The sequence below is a fragment of the Aeromicrobium marinum DSM 15272 genome (assembly GCF_000160775.2).
GTDB lineage: Bacteria > Actinomycetota > Actinomycetes > Propionibacteriales > Nocardioidaceae > Aeromicrobium > Aeromicrobium marinum.
In genome coordinates this window covers 514,573-531,187 of record NZ_CM001024.1, presented here as the reverse complement: position 1 = coordinate 531,187, position 16,615 = coordinate 514,573, and the positions used below count along the sequence as shown (strand labels likewise).

General features: G+C 71.8%; 14 protein-coding genes and 1 tRNA gene. 7 read left to right on the top strand and 8 right to left on the bottom strand.

The window, feature by feature from the left end; genetic code table 11:
- Nucleotides 1-100: 100 nt before the first annotated feature.
- Both HMPREF0063_RS02880 and HMPREF0063_RS02875 read right to left on the bottom strand, forming a co-directional pair.
- The gene (locus HMPREF0063_RS02880; protein WP_007077150.1) at nt 101-631 is read right to left on the bottom strand and encodes a nuclease-related domain-containing protein; all 531 of its coding nucleotides are present in this window, start codon (nt 629-631) and stop codon (nt 101-103) included.
- A 451-nt stretch (nt 632-1,082) separates the two neighbouring features.
- Nucleotides 1,083-1,159 (bottom strand) — tRNA-Met (locus tag HMPREF0063_RS02875).
- Between the two features lie 112 nt (nt 1,160-1,271).
- On the opposite strand from HMPREF0063_RS02875, the gene HMPREF0063_RS02870 reads away from it, so the two are divergent.
- Entirely contained in the window at nt 1,272-2,789 is a 1,518-nt protein-coding gene (locus tag HMPREF0063_RS02870) for a serine/threonine-protein kinase (RefSeq protein WP_007077149.1), read from the top strand.
- A 43-nt stretch (nt 2,790-2,832) separates the two neighbouring features.
- A complete protein-coding gene (locus tag HMPREF0063_RS02865; RefSeq protein WP_007077148.1) occupies nt 2,833-4,302 on the top strand; it encodes a serine/threonine-protein kinase in 1,470 nt (489 codons plus the stop codon).
- A 78-nt stretch (nt 4,303-4,380) separates the two neighbouring features.
- Here HMPREF0063_RS02865 and HMPREF0063_RS02860 read toward each other — a convergent pair whose 3' ends face one another.
- The 4 genes from HMPREF0063_RS02860 to HMPREF0063_RS02845 are packed head-to-tail and all read right to left on the bottom strand — an operon-like array spanning nt 4,381 to nt 9,509.
- Nucleotides 4,381-7,317, bottom strand: a complete 2,937-nt coding sequence (locus HMPREF0063_RS02860; protein WP_007077147.1) for a UPF0182 family membrane protein — start codon at nt 7,315-7,317, stop codon at nt 4,381-4,383.
- Nucleotides 7,318-7,376: 59 nt separating this feature from the next.
- Nucleotides 7,377-7,940, bottom strand: a complete 564-nt coding sequence (locus HMPREF0063_RS02855) for a PPA1309 family protein (RefSeq protein WP_007077146.1) — start codon at nt 7,938-7,940, stop codon at nt 7,377-7,379.
- Nucleotides 7,931-9,028, bottom strand: a complete 1,098-nt coding sequence (locus HMPREF0063_RS02850; protein WP_083788837.1) for a YlbL family protein — start codon at nt 9,026-9,028, stop codon at nt 7,931-7,933. The genes HMPREF0063_RS02855 and HMPREF0063_RS02850 overlap by 10 nt, the downstream gene beginning before the upstream one ends.
- A gap of 49 nt (nt 9,029-9,077) precedes the next feature.
- Nucleotides 9,078-9,509, bottom strand: a complete 432-nt coding sequence (locus HMPREF0063_RS02845; protein ID WP_245527729.1) for a molybdenum cofactor biosynthesis protein MoaE — start codon at nt 9,507-9,509, stop codon at nt 9,078-9,080.
- A gap of 64 nt (nt 9,510-9,573) precedes the next feature.
- Here HMPREF0063_RS02845 and HMPREF0063_RS02840 point away from each other — a divergent pair, with 64 nt between their 5' ends.
- Nucleotides 9,574-10,878: a zinc-dependent metalloprotease gene (locus tag HMPREF0063_RS02840; RefSeq protein WP_007077143.1), complete on the top strand. Its 1,305-nt coding sequence runs from the start codon at nt 9,574-9,576 to the stop codon at nt 10,876-10,878.
- Nucleotides 10,875-11,426 (top strand): NUDIX domain-containing protein, encoded by a 552-nt coding sequence (locus HMPREF0063_RS02835; RefSeq protein WP_007077142.1) that lies wholly within the window; start codon nt 10,875-10,877, stop codon nt 11,424-11,426. The genes HMPREF0063_RS02840 and HMPREF0063_RS02835 overlap by 4 nt, the downstream gene beginning before the upstream one ends.
- Here the strand turns inward: HMPREF0063_RS02835 and HMPREF0063_RS02830 are convergent.
- On the bottom strand, nt 11,389-11,877 hold the full coding sequence (locus tag HMPREF0063_RS02830; RefSeq protein ID WP_342610416.1) for a M48 metallopeptidase family protein: 489 nt from the start codon (nt 11,875-11,877) through the stop codon (nt 11,389-11,391). The two genes, HMPREF0063_RS02835 and HMPREF0063_RS02830, sit on opposite strands and share 38 nt — an antisense overlap.
- Nucleotides 11,878-12,099: 222 nt before the next feature.
- On the opposite strand from HMPREF0063_RS02830, the gene HMPREF0063_RS16735 reads away from it, so the two are divergent.
- The 3 genes from HMPREF0063_RS16735 to HMPREF0063_RS02820 all read left to right on the top strand — a co-directional run bounded on the left by HMPREF0063_RS16735 (nt 12,100) and on the right by HMPREF0063_RS02820 (nt 14,562).
- Entirely contained in the window at nt 12,100-12,258 is a 159-nt protein-coding gene (locus HMPREF0063_RS16735; RefSeq protein WP_007077140.1) for a DUF5679 domain-containing protein, read from the top strand.
- Between the two features lie 62 nt (nt 12,259-12,320).
- Nucleotides 12,321-13,211 carry a hypothetical protein gene (locus tag HMPREF0063_RS02825; protein WP_007077139.1) on the top strand — a complete coding sequence of 297 codons (891 nt, stop codon included), beginning with the start codon at nt 12,321-12,323 and terminating at the stop codon, nt 13,209-13,211.
- Nucleotides 13,212-13,215: 4 nt separating this feature from the next.
- Entirely contained in the window at nt 13,216-14,562 is a 1,347-nt protein-coding gene (locus HMPREF0063_RS02820; RefSeq protein WP_007077138.1) for an ABC1 kinase family protein, read from the top strand.
- Here the strand turns inward: HMPREF0063_RS02820 and HMPREF0063_RS02815 are convergent.
- The gene (locus HMPREF0063_RS02815) at nt 14,530-16,590 is read right to left on the bottom strand and encodes an ATP-dependent helicase (protein ID WP_007077137.1); all 2,061 of its coding nucleotides are present in this window, start codon (nt 16,588-16,590) and stop codon (nt 14,530-14,532) included. The genes HMPREF0063_RS02820 and HMPREF0063_RS02815 overlap by 33 nt on opposite strands.
- Nucleotides 16,591-16,615 lie beyond the last annotated feature (25 nt).

Below are 16,615 nucleotides of genomic sequence, written 5' to 3'. Positions count from 1 at the left end.
CACCTCGTGACCGCGACCGACCTTCGGTTCGGAGGAAGTAAACGCGTGAAGCGGACCGTAGGTCGACTATGCGAGTGCACCTGCTGTGAAGCTTGCGCCCTTAAGCTCGTCTGAAGTGCGCGGTCAGTGACTCTCGGACCGCTGACACGTCGAGCGATCCCTCTGACGTTGTCAGAAGCTTGCTGAGCCGCTTGGGCCAGAGCACCTCGACTCCGCGGGTCGTGAAGGCTCCCCCGATCAACGGCCAGTCGGCGTCGATGAAGCACAGCGCAGGCGTCACCGGCACGTCGCCCACCACATGTCGGACCAGGTCGACCTGCTTCAGGACTCCGTCGACCAACTTGGTGCAGTCGCGTCGACCGACCATGAGCTTCTCGGTGCGTGGACGGCTCATGCCGCCCTCGACCTTCAACGCCGGCCGTCCCTTGTACCGTTTCGCGTCGATCACCCAGACCCCGCCGGGCGTGACTGCCAGGTGGTCGATGTTGGCCCGACTGCCCGGGACGCGCCGGTCGTGCAGGACCACGATCGACTCCGAAGCGAGACCATCGAGGCGAGCACCCAGGCGCTCCTCCCCGACCGCGCCCGTCGCCCACGCCTTCGTGCTCTGCTTCTCGTCGGACAACGCCACCGCGAGGCCGCCGAGCTTCCCCCACTTCTGACGCAGCCGCTCCTCGTCCTTGGCCTTGCGCCGTTCGAACTCGCGACGCTGGCTTCTTCGACGCTGGCTTCTTCGACGCTGGCATCAGCTACCTGCACCTCGGCTGACGCCAGGTCCGCAACGTCCGCGGCAGAGGTCGTGCACTCCACACAGCGCACGGTCTTCGTCGCCCGCTCGTAGACGGCGTCGGCCCGGGCAGGCAGTTCTGCCTCGCAGAGCCGGCACACCCCGGCGTAGCGCAGCTTCATCCGCTTGTCAGCAGCCGCGGCGAAACCGGCTTCGTCATTCGAGGTGGACACCTGGTCAGCGTATGAACGTCAGGGGTCAACCCTGGCCGACACCGACGGCGTGAATCCGACCTACACCTGCAGGCATGACAAAGGCCCCTGACCGACATCTCTGCTGGTCAGGGGCCTTCGATTGGTAGCGGGGACAGGATTTGAACCTGTGACCTCTGGGTTATGAGCCCAGCGAGCTACCGAGCTGCTCCACCCCGCGTCGCCCGCTCAACTTTACGCCATACCCGCCGACGCACCAAATCCGGGTGACGGGTCGTCGAACGCGCGACGACGGGCCGGGATGTTCGCCGGCACCGATCCGGGGTACAACCATGGATGTGGAACAGATCATCGGTGACCGCTACCACCTGCAGACCGAGATCGGTCGCGGTGGCATGGGCGCGGTCTGGAGCGCTCGCGACACGGTGCTCGAGCGGGAGGTCGCGCTCAAGCGCATCGGCTCGCCCGACTCCGACGACGCGCCCGCCCTCGAGCGTGCCCGGCGTGAGGCACGCCTGGCCGCCAGCCTGCAGCACCAGAACGTCGTCGCCGTGCACGACCTCGTGGTCGACGGCGACGGCTGGTCCTGGTTGGTGATGGAACGCGTCGACGGCCACACGCTCGCCGCGGAGATCGCCCAGCACGGACCGCTGACCCCGTCACGCGCCGCCGCCGTCGGACACCAGATCGCGTCGGCGCTGACGGCCGCGCACGCGATCGGCATCGTCCACCGCGACGTCAAGCCGTCCAACATCCTCATCACCACCGACGGCTCCGCCAAGCTGACCGACTTCGGCATCGCCCGCGCCGAGGCCGACCTCGCCCTCACCCGCACCGGAGTCGTCGTCGGGTCACCCGGCTACCTGCCACCGGAGATCGCCACCGGCCGACTCGCCGTGGCGGCGAGCGACGTCTGGTCCCTCGGCGCCACGCTGTTCCACGCCGCCACGGGCCGTCCCCCGTACCTCGGGTCCGACAACCTGGTCGGTGCGCTCTACAAGATCGTCAACGAACCACCGCCCCGGTTGCCCGGCGACAACGGCTTCTCGGTCGCGGTGGGATCGATGATGACCAGGGACCCCGACCAGAGGCCGACCATGGCCGACGTCGCCGAGCGGCTGAGCGAGGCGGAGGTCGCCCTGGTCGGTGCCCCGCCGATCGTCGACGCCCTCGACACGACGGGACCCCAGGAGGTCGTGTCGGCCGTCATCACCCAGGCGTCTCCTGTCCAGCCGTACCCCACCGCCGACGGGCTCGGCACGCGTTCTCGCGTGGCTCTCTGGACGGTCGCCGCGGCCGGTACGGTGGCGGCCGTCGTCCTGTCGGTCCTGGCGGTCACCGGCGGGTCCGAGCCGGTCACCGCCGCCGGACCCACGGAGGTGACCGAGGCCAGTGCGGTGGACCCGGTGCAGGTCGAGCAGTTCGCCCGTGACTGGGTGGCGCTCGTGGTGGCCGATCCGGCCCGCGCCTTCGAGCTCCTGACGCCGGAGCTGCAGGCCTCAGCCGGCGGCATCGACGCCTTCGTCGACGCCTGGTCGCAGATCGACACCGCCGTTGTCAATCCCGGATCCTTCGACCCCGAGACCCTCACGGCGACTGTGACCGCCACCCGCACGGTCAGCACCCCCGCCCCGGCCCCCGCACCAGCGCCGGCCCCGGTGCCCGAGGCACCGGTCAACCCGGGCAACGGGAACCCGGGCAACCCTGGCAACGGGAACGGGAACCCCGGCAACGGCAACGCGCGCAATGCCAGTGCCCCGATCGTCCTGCAGACCACGACGTCCGGCTTCGTCCTCGGCCTCGAGGTGATCGACGGAACGATCCGCGTCGCCTCCATCACCCCCCTCTGACCGGCGGTCCGACCAGCATCCGCCGGGCACCTACGCTGGTTGGATGATCAACGGCAGGTACGAGGTCGGGCCGGAGGTGGGTCGCGGCGGCATGGGAACGGTGTGGCGCGGCCACGACACCCTCCTCGACCGGGTCGTCGCCCTCAAGCGCATCGGCGCTGCGGGCTCCGCGGCAGTCCCGGACCTCGACCGCGTCCGACGCGAGGCCCGCCTCGCCGCCCAGCTGCACCACCCCCACGTGGTCTCGGTCTTCGACCTGGTCGACGGCGACGACGGCTGGTCGTGGTTGGTCATGGAGTACGTCGCCGGAGAGACGCTCGCCGCCGAGATCGACCGAGCGGGATCGTTGACCCCCACCCGGACCACCACGGTGGGTCGGCAGATCGCCTCGGCCCTCGCCGCTGCGCACGCAATCGGGATCGTGCACCGTGACGTCACGCCCGCGAACGTGCTGATCGCCGCCGACGGGTCCGCCAAACTGACCGACTTCGGCATCGCTCGGGCCCAGGCCGAGGCCGCGCTCACCAGCACGGGCGTGGTGATCGGGTCCCCCGCCTACCTCCCGCCCGAGGTCGCCTCCGGCGGTCGCGCCACACCGGCCAGCGACGTCTGGTCCCTCGGCGCCACTCTCTTCCACGCCGCGTCGGGCCGAGCGCCCTACGACGCATCGGACAACGTGGTGGGCGCGCTCTACAAGATCGTCCACGAACCGCCGCCCCGGCTGCCCGCGGACCACCCGCTCGCGTCCGTCGTCGCAGCGGCGATGCACCGCGACCCCGAGGCCCGACCTGCCATGGAGGACCTGGCGGTGGAGCTCCGCGGCGACGGGCCGGCACCCCTGCCCACCCCGGAGGCGGGCCCGCCGGGCGTGACCCAGCCGATGTCGACCCCGGCAGTCAACCCTCCCGCGGACGGTCACACCGCAGTGATGCCCGCCCCGACCGCCGCGGTCTCGCACCGCCGCGACCTGCGGACAGCAGGGTGGGTCGGCGCCGCAGTGATCCTCGTCGTGGCCACCGCAGCCTGGGCCGGCGGCAGCGACGGTATCGATGCCGCCGTGCCCGGCGACCGGGCCGCGGCCGCCGCGCCCGCGACGCCGGCCCCCACCCCCACGGAGGTCGCCCCCACCGCCGCCGAGGTCGAGCAGTTCGTCGCCGACCACGTCGCGTTGATCCTCGCCGACCCGGCTGCTGCCTTCGACCAGCTGACGCCCGAGGCCCAGGCTGCCTACGGCGGTGTCGAGCAGTTCCGGCAGGCCTGGTCCGGCACCGTGCAGATCGACCCCGTGCCGGGATCAGCCGACGCCGGCAGCCTGACGGCCGCGGCCACCGTGGTGTCCTCCGGTGCGCCCGGCCCGGACCCCAGGGCCGGCAAGCCCGGCAAGAAGGACGACGACGACCGTGACGACGACGACGACGATGACGACAGCGAGCGGGTCACGACCAGGGGCATCGTGCTGCAGCTGGTCGACACGCCCGAGGGTCTCCGCGTCGCCGGCGTGACCGACGCCTGAACCCCGGCACGACGAGGGCGGCCCAGGTCTCCGGTCTCCCGGAACCTGGGCCGCCCTGGCCTGCTCAGCCGATCGGTGTCACTGACCCAGCGAGGCCTGCGCACCCTCGATCGCGGTGTTCATCGCATTGATCTGCCGCTGGTAGCCGGACAGGTCACCGGCGGCCAACGCCTGCTGGGCCGCGTTGTAGGCGGCCGAGGCGTCCTCGAGCCACTGTGCGGTGGTCTTGGTCGCGCCGTCCGGAGCCGGCGTCTCGCCCTCGTCCGGCGGCGTGCCCTCCTCCGGCGGTGCGTCCTCCCCGGCCGGCGGGGTCGGGATGTCGCCGCTCTCCAGGCCCAGCGCGACCCGCAGCGCCTCCTCCAGCGTCTGGCCGAACCCGACCGTCTCGCCGAACGATGCCGCCACGAACTGCAGCACCGGGAAGGTGCCCTCGCTCGCGCTGCGCTGGATGTAGACCGGCTGCACGTACAGCAGACCGTCGCCGACCGGCAGGGTCAGCAGGTTGCCGCGGAGGATCCGCGCCTGCTGCGACTGCTCGAACTGCAGCAGCGCCTGCGTGACACCACGGTCGGTCTGGAACGAGTTCGCGATCTGCGACGGACCCGGCACCTGCGTCTCGCTCGGCAGCTGCAGGATCTGCATCTTGCCGTAGTTCTCCTCGTCACTCGCCTCGGAGTTGACCGAGACGAACGACGCCAGGTTCTGCCGGCTGTTGGGCAGGAACACGCTGGTCAGCGAGAAGCGGGTCTCCTCCTGGCCGGGACGCGTCGTCGACAGGTAGTACGGCGGCTGCAGGGTGGTGGACTCGCTGCCCTGGGTGGGGTCACCCGGCACGCGCCAGCGCTCACCGTCCTCGTAGAAGGTGGCAGCGTCGGTGACGTGGTAGCGGGCCAGCACGTCGCGCTGCACCTTGAACAGGTCGACCGGGTAGCGCAGGTGCTCCAGCAGGCTCTCGCTGATCTCGTCCTTGGGCTGCACCGCGTCGGGGAAGACCTTCATCCACGTCTCGAGGATGGGGTCCTCGGTGTCCCACTGGTACAGGTCGACCGAGCCGTCGTACGCGTCGACCACGGCCTTGACCGAGTTGCGCATGTAGTTGATCTCGTCGGTCGGCAGGGCCGCCTGCGCGCTGCTCTCGGTCAGCGTGTCGGCCGTCGCCTCGTCCAGCGAGCGGTGCTCGGAGTACGGGTAGTTGTTGCTGGTGGTGTACCCGTCGACGATCCACACGACGCGTCCGTCGACCACGGCCGGGTAGACGTCGCCGTCCACGGTCAGCCAGGGCGCGACCTTCTCGACCCGCAGGCGCGGCTCGCGGTCGTAGAGGATCTTGGAGTTCTCGTTGACCCGGTTGGACAGGATGATGTTCGGCTCGGCGAACTTGAAGGCGTAGAGCGCCTTCTTGAAGATGTTGCCGACCGGCACGCCGCCCTCACCGTCGTAGGTGTTCTGGGTGGCGTTCGCATCGGCGTCGTCGGCCCCGGCGCTGCCGCCGCGGGGGATGTCGACCTCGATCGGGTCGGCACCGTCAGGACGACCGACGATGGAGTAGGTCGGGGAGTTCTCGCCGAAGTAGATCCGCGGCGGGATGTCGGTCTCGATCTCGCCCACCGGCGGGATGTCGCGCTGGACCCACACCGGCTCGCCCTGCGCGCCGCGCTGGTTGCCGCGGGCGGCGATGACGCCGTAGCCGTGGGTGTACACGGTGTGGTCGTTCGCCCAGTTGCGCTGGCTGGCCTGCAGACCGTTGAGGTCGACCTCGCGGGCCGCGATGATGACGTCCTGCGGCTGCTCCTCGCCGTCGAGCACGTACCGGTCGACGTCGAGGGTCTCGGGCACCGTGTAGTAGCCGCGGACCTGCTGCAGCTGCTGGAAGGCGTCGGAGATGAGGGTCGGGTCGAGCAGCCGGCTGCTGACGCGCGAGGCCGCGGTCTCGTTGAGCTCCTCGGCACTCAGGGTCGTGCTGGCGCTGTACTCCAGCACTTCTGAGTCCGACACCCCGTAGGCGTCTCGGGTGGCCTCGATGTTCCGCGCGATGTACGGCGCCTCCTTGTCCGGCTCCGACGGACGCACCTGGAACGACTGCATGATGTACGGCCAGATGCCGCCGATCAGCACCGAGGAGAGGATCAGCAGACCCAGACCGATGCCCGGCAGGGTCCACGACTTCAGGAAGATCGTGGAGAAGAACAGGATCGCGCAGACGATCGCCACGATGATCAGGATGTTGCGGGCCGGGATCCGCGCGTTGTCGTCGGTAAAGCCGATGCCGTCGAACAGGGCGGAGTTGCCGACCGCCAGGCCGAACCGGTCGAGGTAGTACGAGAACGCCCGCAGCAGCACACCGAGTCCGACCAGCACCGCGATCTGGACCTGCGCGGCGCGGGTGAAGCGCGGTCCGCGCCCGACGATGCGGATGCCGCCGAACACGTAGTGCACGAAGGCCGTCACCAGCACCGCGATGACGATCATGGTGAACGAGAACGACGACAGGAACCGCAGCCACGGGTAGTCGAAGACGAAGAAGCCGACGTCACGGCTGAACTGCGGGTCGGTGATGCCGAACGAGCCGCCGTTGCGCCACAGCTGGAAGGTCTGCCACTGCCCGGAGGCCACCGAGCCCGCGAACGTGGTCATCAGCAGCGTGACGACGATCAGGACGGGGCGACCGATCGGCGCCAGCGCCTGCCGGTACCGGAATGCCGGGTCGTCGCGACGGAACGTCACGTTCTCGGGGCGGAAGCGCCACGCGAGGTAGGCGTTGACGGCCACGAACAGGCCGAAGACCAGACCGAGCACCAGGAACAGACCGATGCGCGAGATCAGCACGGTGCGGAACACGTCGCTGTAGCCCACCGACTGGAACCACAGCCGGTCGGTGTAGACCGAGGTGAAGATCGAACCGAGGAACAGCAGCACCGCAAGGGTGATGAGCGTCGGCACGAGGACGCGGCGGCGACGATCGGGAGCCGGCTCGGCCGGCTGGGTGGGGCGGGGTTCTCCGAAGAAGTCGCTCACTGGGCTCCTGATGGGCGGATGTTTCCGTGCAGGTGAACTCTACGGGACATGGGCTGAGGTCACCCGTGTCGGTCGAGCGTCGAGGCGAGCCGGCGGACCAGCCCGGGCACCAGGTCGGGGCCCTCGAGCAGCTGGGAGTCGGCAGCCTCCGCCTCGGCGGTGGCACCGCGCGAGCGGACGGCCGAGTGGGCCTGGCCGCCGCGCAGCACGGCCGCGACGAGTCGCACCTCCCGGCGTCCGGGGTGCTGGGCCACGAACGTCGCCAGCTCGTCGAGGTCGGTGGGGAGGTCGTCCTCGGCCTCCGGGGGGAGCATCAGCCGTTCGACCACGGCGGCGCACCCCGCCACGGCGTCCGGCCACTCGATCGCGTCGAGCGCGTCCTCGAAGCCGTGGTCGGCCGGGAGTCCGTCCTGCTCGACCGGGGTGAACGACCCGTCCGTTCCCGTGCCCAGCTGGTCGGCGAGGTGCGGCTCGGCGGCCACCAGGTCGGCGGTCGGCACCAGGGCGAACAACCGTGGGGCCTGGTCCCAGCCCTGCTCGGCCACGTGCGCCTCGATCTCGAGCGCGGCACGGCGCAGCGGCGAGTCCGGATGGAGCTCGGCGACCCCGTCGGTCAGCTGCACGACGGCACCTCGGCGTCCGGGTCCTCGGCGAGCGCCTCCAGCGACTCGATCGCGTCGTCCAGCGTCGTCACCCGCACCAGGGTCATGCCGTAGTCGGTGCCCCGGTCGGCCTCGTCGCAGTTGGCGTCCGGCACGAGGAAGACGTCGACGTCGTCGGCACCCGCGCCGGCCATCTTCTGCCGGATCCCGCCGATCGGCCGGACCTCACCGTCGGGGGTGATCTCGCCGGTGCCCGCCACCCGGGCCCCGCCGGTCAGCTCGCCGGGGGTGAGCATGTCGTAGATGGCGAGGGCAAACATCGTGCCGGCGCTGGGCCCGCCGATGCTGTCGCCCACCTGATTGACGATGTCGACCGGGAACTCGAAGGCCGAGCCCAGGGTCACCCCGATGCGGGGAAGGTCCGGGTCCTCCGCGTCGGGCTGGGTGACGATCTGCACGTCGCTCTCGACGCCCTCGCGGCGGATCCGCAGCGAGATCGTGTCGCCGGGGCTGGTGCGGGCCACGGCTGCCACGACCTCGTCGGGCGAGTCGACCGGCACACCGCCCACGCCGAGGACCTCGTCGGACGGTTCCAGGATGCCCTCCGAGGCGCCGTCGTCGACGACCGTCCCGATCACCGGCACCTCGGGGACCTCGTAGCCGGCGGCGCGCAGGGCGGCGACCCGCGAGGAGTCCTTCGACGACGTCAGCTGCGCCGCCCCCTGCTCCTGGGACTGCTCGGCGGTGAAGCCCTCGGGGTACACCAGCGACCGCGGCACGACCGCCACGTCGTCGTCGAAATAGGCCCGGATCGCCTCGACCAGCGACACCTCGCCGGAGACGCTCGTGACCGCGACGGTCGTGAAGTCGAGGGTGCCCGACGTCGGGAAGGTCTCGACGTCGGACCCGATGACCAGCATCTGCTCGCCGTTGAAGTCACCGAGGGTGTCGAAGACCGGCCCCGGGCTCATCTTGACGTACGGCACGGGCACCATCCACGCGACGCACGTGAGGACGATGACCGACAGGGAGGCCGCGACGAGCGTCACGTAGCGGCGGCTCAGCCGCGTGGCCTCCGACGAGGGCCGGGATCCGTCTGGGTCTGTCACGCGACCACCCTAGACGTCGGTGCACAACGCGACCGCGTCGAACGACCGGTCAGAGCCCGACCCAGGTGGCGTCGCCGTCGAGGAAGGTCTCGTGCTTCCAGACCGGCACCTGGTCCTTCAGCTCGTCGATGAACCGGCGGCAGGCCGCGAACGCCGCGGGCCGGTGACCGGCCGCGACGGCGCAGACGACGGCCAGGTCGCCGACGGCGAGGGGGCCGACCCGGTGCACCGCCGCCACGGCGATCACGTCGTCGACCGTGCTCACCGCGGTGGCGACCTCGGTCAGGCGGTCGGCCGCACTGGGGTGCGACGAGTACTCCAGGGCCGTGACGTCGCGGGAGCCGTCGTGGTCACGCACCACGCCGACGAACAGGCAGACGCCCCCGGCGGCCGGGTCGCGGACGGCGGCGAACACCTCGTCGATGCTCAACGGGGTGTCGCGGATCCCGATCAGGCGGACGGCCGCCGGCACTGTGCTCACCGCGCCCACTGTAGTGCGGGTTCGGCCCCCGCACCCCCGTGGAATCGCTCGCTATCGTGGGGGCATGTCCTCCGACAGCCCCGACCATCCCGAGAACGATCCCGACGACGGACGCCCCGATCCGCAGAACCCCTTCGCGGGGACGCCGATGGAGCAGATGTTCGCGCAGTTCGGCGGAGGTTCGATGCCGGACCTGAGCCAGCTGATGGGTCAGATGCAGAAGATGTTCGCCCCGCACGAGGGCAGCGTGAACTTCGACGTCGCCAAGGACGTCGCCCGGCGCACGGTCGCGGCCGAGGGGCCGGACCCCAGCCCGTCGGCCACCGAGTCCGGCGCCGTCGCCGACGCCGTCCGCCTGGCCGAGGCATGGCTGGACCGCGCGACCGAGATCCCCGTCGGCGCCACCACCTCCGTGGCGTGGAGCCGCGCGGAGTGGATCGAGCACACCGCCGGCACCTGGTCGGGGCTGGTCGAGCCGATCGCGCAGCACGTCACGGCCGCCATGGGCGACGCGATGCCCGAGGAGGTCAAGGCCATGGCCGGCCCGCTCCTGGGCATGCTCACCCAGGCCGGCGGCGCCCTGTTCGGCCAGCAGGTCGGCCAGGCGCTCGGCACCCTCTCGACCGAGGTCCTCAGCTCCACCGACATCGGGCTGCCCCTCGGACCGGCCCGCACCGTGGCCGTGCTCCCCCACAACCTGCGGGCCTTCGGCGACGGCCTGGAGGTCTCGGCCGCCGACGTGATGCTGCACGTGGTGCTGCGCGAGTGCGCCCACCACCGTCTCTTCCACCATGCTCCGTGGCTCGCCGGGGCGCTGACGTCGGTCATCGAGGAGTTCGGCCGCGGCACCCGCATCGACCTCAGCGCCATCGAGAGCCGGCTCGGCTCCCTCGACCCCACCCAGCCCGACCAGATCGCCGAGGCGATGTCGAGCGGCATGTTCGAGCCCGAACCGACGCCCGAGCAGCAGCAGGCGCTGCAGCGGCTCGAGCTGCTGCTGGCCCTGATCGAGGGGTGGGTCGACGACGTCGTCACCCGGGCCACCGCCGACACCATGCCGACCGCCGCTCCCCTCGCCGAGGCCATGCGTCGCCGCCGGGCGACCGGTGGGCCCGCTGAGCAGACCTTCGCGTCCCTGGTGGGTCTCGAGCTGCGTCCGCGGCGCCTGCGCGACGCGTCGAACCTGTGGGCCGCCGTGCGGACCCAGCACGACGCCGCCGCCCGTGACCGCGTGTGGTCGCATCCCGACCTGCTCCCCACGACGGCCGACCTCGACGACCCGCTGGGATTCAGCGAGCGACTCGGTGCGGCGTCGACCGACGACTTCGATGCCGAGCTCGACCGTCTGCTGGACGACGAGTCCGAGTGACGCTGCACGCCGATGCCGCCGCGCGACTGGCGGCATGGGCGCCGCCCGGGCCGGAGCAGGTGGCCCTGCGTGAGGCCTACCTGCAGCACCTCGGCGCGCACCCTGACGCGATGCTCCGGGAGTGCCACCCCGACCACCTGACGGCGAGCGCGTTGGTCGTGAGCCACGACCACGCCCGGGTGGCCCTGACCCTGCACGCCCGGCTCGGACGCTGGTTGCAGACCGGCGGCCACTGCGAGGCCGCCGACCCCGACCTCGCCGCGGCGGCCCTGCGCGAGGCCGCTGAGGAGACCGGCATCGACGGGCTCGTCATCGACCCGAGCCCGGTGCTGCTGTCGCGCCACGAGGTGCCGTGCGGACCGGTGCGCCCGGCGCACCACCTCGACGTGCAGTTCGTCGCGGTGGCGCCACGCGGCGCCCGCCTCGTCCGCAGCGAGGAGTCGTCGGACCTCGCCTGGTTCGGCGTCGACGAGCTGCCCACCGGGGTCGACGACAGCGTCCGCGACCTGGTCAGCGCGGGTGCTCGACGCCTTCGAGGAACCCCCTAGCGCGTTCCATGCGTGGATAGCGGCCGGCCAGGGCCCAGAACGCGGGGCCGTGGTGCGGCTCGACCAGGTGGGCGAGCTCGTGCACGATGACGGAGTCGACGACCCAGTCGGGCAGACCCTGCAGCCGGTGCGACAACCGGATGCTCCGGTCGCCGACCGAGCACGACCCCCACCGTGACTCCTGGTTGGTGACCCACCGGATGCTGGCCGGCTCCGCCTGACCGTCGAGGTACCGGTCGGACAGACGCCGGGCCCGCTCCATCAGGTCGTCGTCGCTCGGCCGGCGACCCCGTTCGCGCCGCTCGAGCCTGGCCAACAGGGTGTCGACGTGCTGCTGCTCCTGCGCTGCGGACAGTCCGGCGGGCATCAGCACGACGGTGCGGCCACCCTCGCGACGGGCCGTCACGGTGCGCCGGCGTCGAGAGCTGCGCCTGATCTCGATGTCCTCCACCGGCACGACGCTACCCACCCGGTCCGACATCCACCGCCCTGTCCACCGGCTGTCCACACCCTGACGCGGCGATCCCCACATGTTGTCCCCAGCGTTGTCCACAGGCGTGGACAACCTGCGCTCCCGGCGCGGCGTCGCCCGACCCGGTCGGAGGCCGCCGTATGCTCGATGTGATCGACGTCACACCACGTCGGCAGCGGACCCGAGCTGGAGGAGATCGAGATGTCGGAGACCTGGAGCGGTGAGTTCTACTGCGTGAAGTGCCGGGACAAGCGGGAGGCCAGCGGCGAGGTCCGCGTCAACGACAAGGGCACCAAGATGGCCAAGGCCGTGTGTCCGGTCTGCAGCACCAACCTGAACCGGATTCTCGGCAAGGCCTGAACCGCTCGGGGGTGTGGACGGCCCCCTGGCCCGCTCGCCCGTCGCGCGGCACCCTGACGGACATGCCCGCACCCCGAGACGCCCGCCGACCCCTGCTGCGTCCGGGCACCCGAGCCGTCCCGACGTCCGCCGGTCGACTGCGCATGGGTCGGTCGTCGGGGCCCGCCGTGCGCGACGACGAGGTCACCCGGCTCGTGCTGCGCACCGTCGACGGGGTCCGTGACGTCGACCGGGTGCTCGCCCTCGTCGCTGAGACGCGACCGGACCTGGTGGGGCCGGCCCGCACGCTCGTGGACGCGTGGCTCCGGTCGGGGCTGCTGGTCGACACCGCTACCTGGCCGCCCGGCATCCCGTGGGACGAGCTCGGGCACGCCGTGCTGCGTGACCGACCGACGTCGCCGCTCGCGGGTCGCAGGCGCCGGGCCGTCCGGATCCACTCGGCGCCCGGCTGCCACGGCCTGGAGGAGCTGCTGGTCCCGGCGCTCCGGCTCGCCGGGGTGTCAGCGCCACCCGGGGACCGGGCCGACCTGTTGGTGCTGGTCACCGCCGGGGACGAGCCGCACTCCGCGGTCGCGGTCGCCGGGCAGGCCGGCCTCACCACCGTCACGGTCGTGCTCGAGGACGGCCGGGCACGGGTCGGGCCGTGGGTCGAGCCCGGCACCACGCCCTGCCTGTGGTGCGCCGACCAGGCCCGGGCGCGGTGGGACCCGGCCTGGTCGTCAGGGCGTCCGGTCGTGGACCGCTGCCCCAGCGACCTGCTGGGGGTCGGGTCGGAGCTGTTGCTCACCGTCGCGGGGCTGGTGCTGCACGACGTGCTCGCGGCCCTCGACGGCCGTCCGACCCGCCTGGCCGGGCGACGACTGACCGTCGGTCCGGACCCGACAGCGGTGTCGACCGAGGCCGTGCCCTTCTCGTCGCGGTGCTGCTGCCACCTGCTTTCCGACGTATCCTGACGGGGTGCCAGACGACGAGCGGCGAGACCCGAGAATCTCCGGCAACGCGTTCACCCGCACCGCCAAGCTCGCCGCTCTCCCGGCCGCCTTCGCCGGCCGCACCACCCTGGGTGTCGGCAAGCGCATGGTCGGCCGGCCCGCCGAGGCCGTGCTGAGCGAGGTCCAGCGCCGCACCGCCGACCAGATCTTCAGCACGCTCGGCCAGCTCAAGGGCGGGGCGATGAAGTTCGGCCAGGCCATGAGCGTGTTCGAGGCCGCGCTGCCCGAGGAGATCATCGGCCCGTACCGGGAGGCGTTCACCCGGCTGCAGGACGCCGCTCCCCCGATGCCGCCGTCGGTCGTGCACCGCATGCTGGCCGCCGAGCTCGGCGAGGACTGGCGGCAACGGTTCACCTCCTTCGAGGACACCCCGGCAGCCTCGGCCTCGATCGGTCAGGTGCACCGGGCCGTGTGGGCCGACGGCCGGGAGGTCGCCGTCAAGATCCAGTACCCCGGTGCCGCCAAGGCACTGCAGTCCGACCTGCGTCAGATCGGCCGGCTGTCGCGCATGTTCGGGGTGCTGGTGCCCGGACTCGACGTCAAGCCGCTCATCAAGGAGCTGCAGGACCGGGTGGCCGAGGAGCTGGACTACTCGCTGGAGGCCACCTCGCAGGCCGCGTTCGCCGAGGCCTACGCGGGCGATCCCGACGTGGCCGTCCCGCCGGTCGTGACCCACACCGAGCGGGTCCTGGTCACCGAGTGGATGGAGTCGGTCTCCTCGCTGGCCGAGATCATCTCCACCGGCACCCAGGCCGAGCGCGACCACTTCGGTGAGAAGTTCGCCCGGTTCCTCATCAGCGCGCCGCAGCGGGTCGGGCTCCTGCACGCCGACCCGCACCCCGGCAACTTCCGGATCCTCGCCGACGGCCGGCTCGGCGTGGTCGACTACGGCGCCGTCGCCCGTCTCCCCGACGGGTTCCCGCCCGCCATCGGCCATCTGCTGTCGGTCGCGGTGACCGGCGACGCCGAAGCCGTCACCGAGGGGCTGCGCGAGGAGGGCTTCATCAAGCCCGGCGTGCAGATCGCCCCCGAGGTGCTCGCCGCCTACATCGGCCCGTTCTTCGAACCCGCCACCGTCGAGCAGTTCAGCTTCAGCCGGGCCTGGCTGCGCGAGCAGATGTCGCGGGTCATGAGCCCGGGCACCGAGGGCTTCGGCACCGCGGTCAAGGTCAACCTGCCGCCGAACTACCTGCTGATCCACCGGGTGTGGCTCGGCGCCATCGGCGTGCTGAGCCAGCTCGAGGCCACCGCGCCGTTCCGCGCGATCCTGCTGGAGTCGCTACCGGGATTCGCCGACCAGGGCCAGCACTGACTCGCCGTACTTCTCCAGCTTGCTCTGCCCGATGCCGGGAATGCGCAGGAGCGCCCGCGGGTCGACCGGCTTGACCTCGGCGATGGATTGCAGGGTGGCGTCGGTGAACACCACGAACGCCGGCACCTTGTGCTCGGCCGCGGTCTCGGACCGCCACGCGCGCAGCCGCTCGAACAACGCCTCGTCGTAGGTCGACGGACAGCCCTCGCAGCGTCCGCGGCGCCGTTCGTCGGCGGTCGCGAGCACGGCGTCGCAGACCCGGCAGCGCGACACCTTGCGGCTGCGTGGCTGGTCGGCGGTGCGCCGGGCGGCGTGGTTCGCCGGGATGAGCGGGTCGAGGAAGCGGGTGGGGCCGCGCTGGGACCGCCCGCCCTGCCGCCGGGTGGCCGCCCACGACACCAGCAGGTCGTGGCGGGCCCGGGTGAGACCGACGTAGAACAACCGTCGCTCCTCCTCCACCGCCTCGGGGGTGTCGGCGTGGACGCTGGGCATCATGCCCTCGTGCATGCCGACGCAGAAGACGGCGTCCCACTCCAGGCCCTTGGCCGAGTGCAGGGTGGCCAGGGTGACGCCGTCCGCGGTGGGGGCGTGGGCCGACGCCGCACGACGCTCGAGGTCGGCCACCAGCGCCCCCATGCCGGCCGCGGGGTCGGCCGTGGCCAGGTCTGCGGCCATCGAGACCAGTGCGTTGAGCGACTCCCACCGGTCCCGGGTGGCCCCGGCTCCGCTCGGGGGCTCGTCGGTGTAGCCCATCGAGGCCAGCACGGCCCGGACGTCGGCCGCGAGACCGGCGTCGGCGCCCTCACCGGCGTGGGCGGACCCGCGCAGGAGAGCCACGGCCTGGCGCACCTCGGCCCGTTGGAAGAATCCCTCGACCCCGCGCAGGACGAAGGGGATGCCGTGCTCACCGAGCGCCTCCTCGAAGGCCTCGGACTGGGCGTTGATCCGGAACAGGACGGCCATCTCGCGGTAGGGGACACCGCGCCGGTGCAGCAGGGCGATCTCGCTGGCGACCCCGGCGGCCTCGGCCGGCTCGTCGGGGTAGCCGGTGTAGCTGACCGGGTTGCCCGACTCCTGCTGCGACTGCAGCACGACCCCCTCGACCGCGTCGCGACGGCGCGGCGGGAACACCGCGTTGGCGACGGCGACGATCTGCGGCGTCGACCGGTAGTTGCGGACCAGCTCGTGCCGCTCGGCGCCGGGGTGGACACGGGAGAAGTCGCGCAGGATGCGGGGCGAGGCACCCGCGAAGGAGTAGATGGTCTGTCGCGGGTCACCGACCACGCAGATGTCGTCGCGACCGCCGAGCCACAGGTCGAGCAGCAGCGACTGCAACGGGTTGACGTCCTGGAACTCGTCGACGACGAACCAGCGGTACTGCCGGCGGACCTGGGCCGCGATGCGCTCGTCCTCGGCGAGGATCGCGGCCGTGATGAGCAGGATGTCCTCCATGTCGATGCGACCCCGCTCGCGCTTGACGTCCTCGTAGGCCGTCATGAGCGAGGCGACGGTGCCCGGGTCGAGGTCGGCCACCTGCCGGCGGGCCGGACCGGCCGCAGCCGGGTAGTCGGCGGGTCGCAGGTTGGTGACCTTGGCCCACTCGATCTCGGCCGAGAGGTCGCGCAGCAGCGACCGTTCGGAGGAGAGGCCGTGCCGGCGCGCCGCGTCGGCCACCAGCCCGAACTTGGACGCGATGATCTCGGGGAACTCGCCGCCGTACACCTGCGGCCAGAAGTACCGGGCCTGCCGCAGGGCGGCGGAGTGGAAGGTGCGGGCCTGCACCCCGGCGGCGTCCAGCGCACCGAGCCGGGTGCGCATCTCGCCGGCGGCCCGGGTGGTGAAGGTGACCGCGAGGACCTCGGTGGGCTTGTAGACCCCGGTGGCGACGCCGTAGGCGATGCGGTGGGTGACGGCCCGGGTCTTGCCCGTGCCGGCGCCCGCGATGACGCAGACCGGACCGCGCAGCGCCCGGGCGACCGCCTGCTGTTCGGGGTCGAGGCCTCGCAGCAGGTCGTCGGCGTCGGGCACGGTGCTCCTCGGGAGGTCACGACGG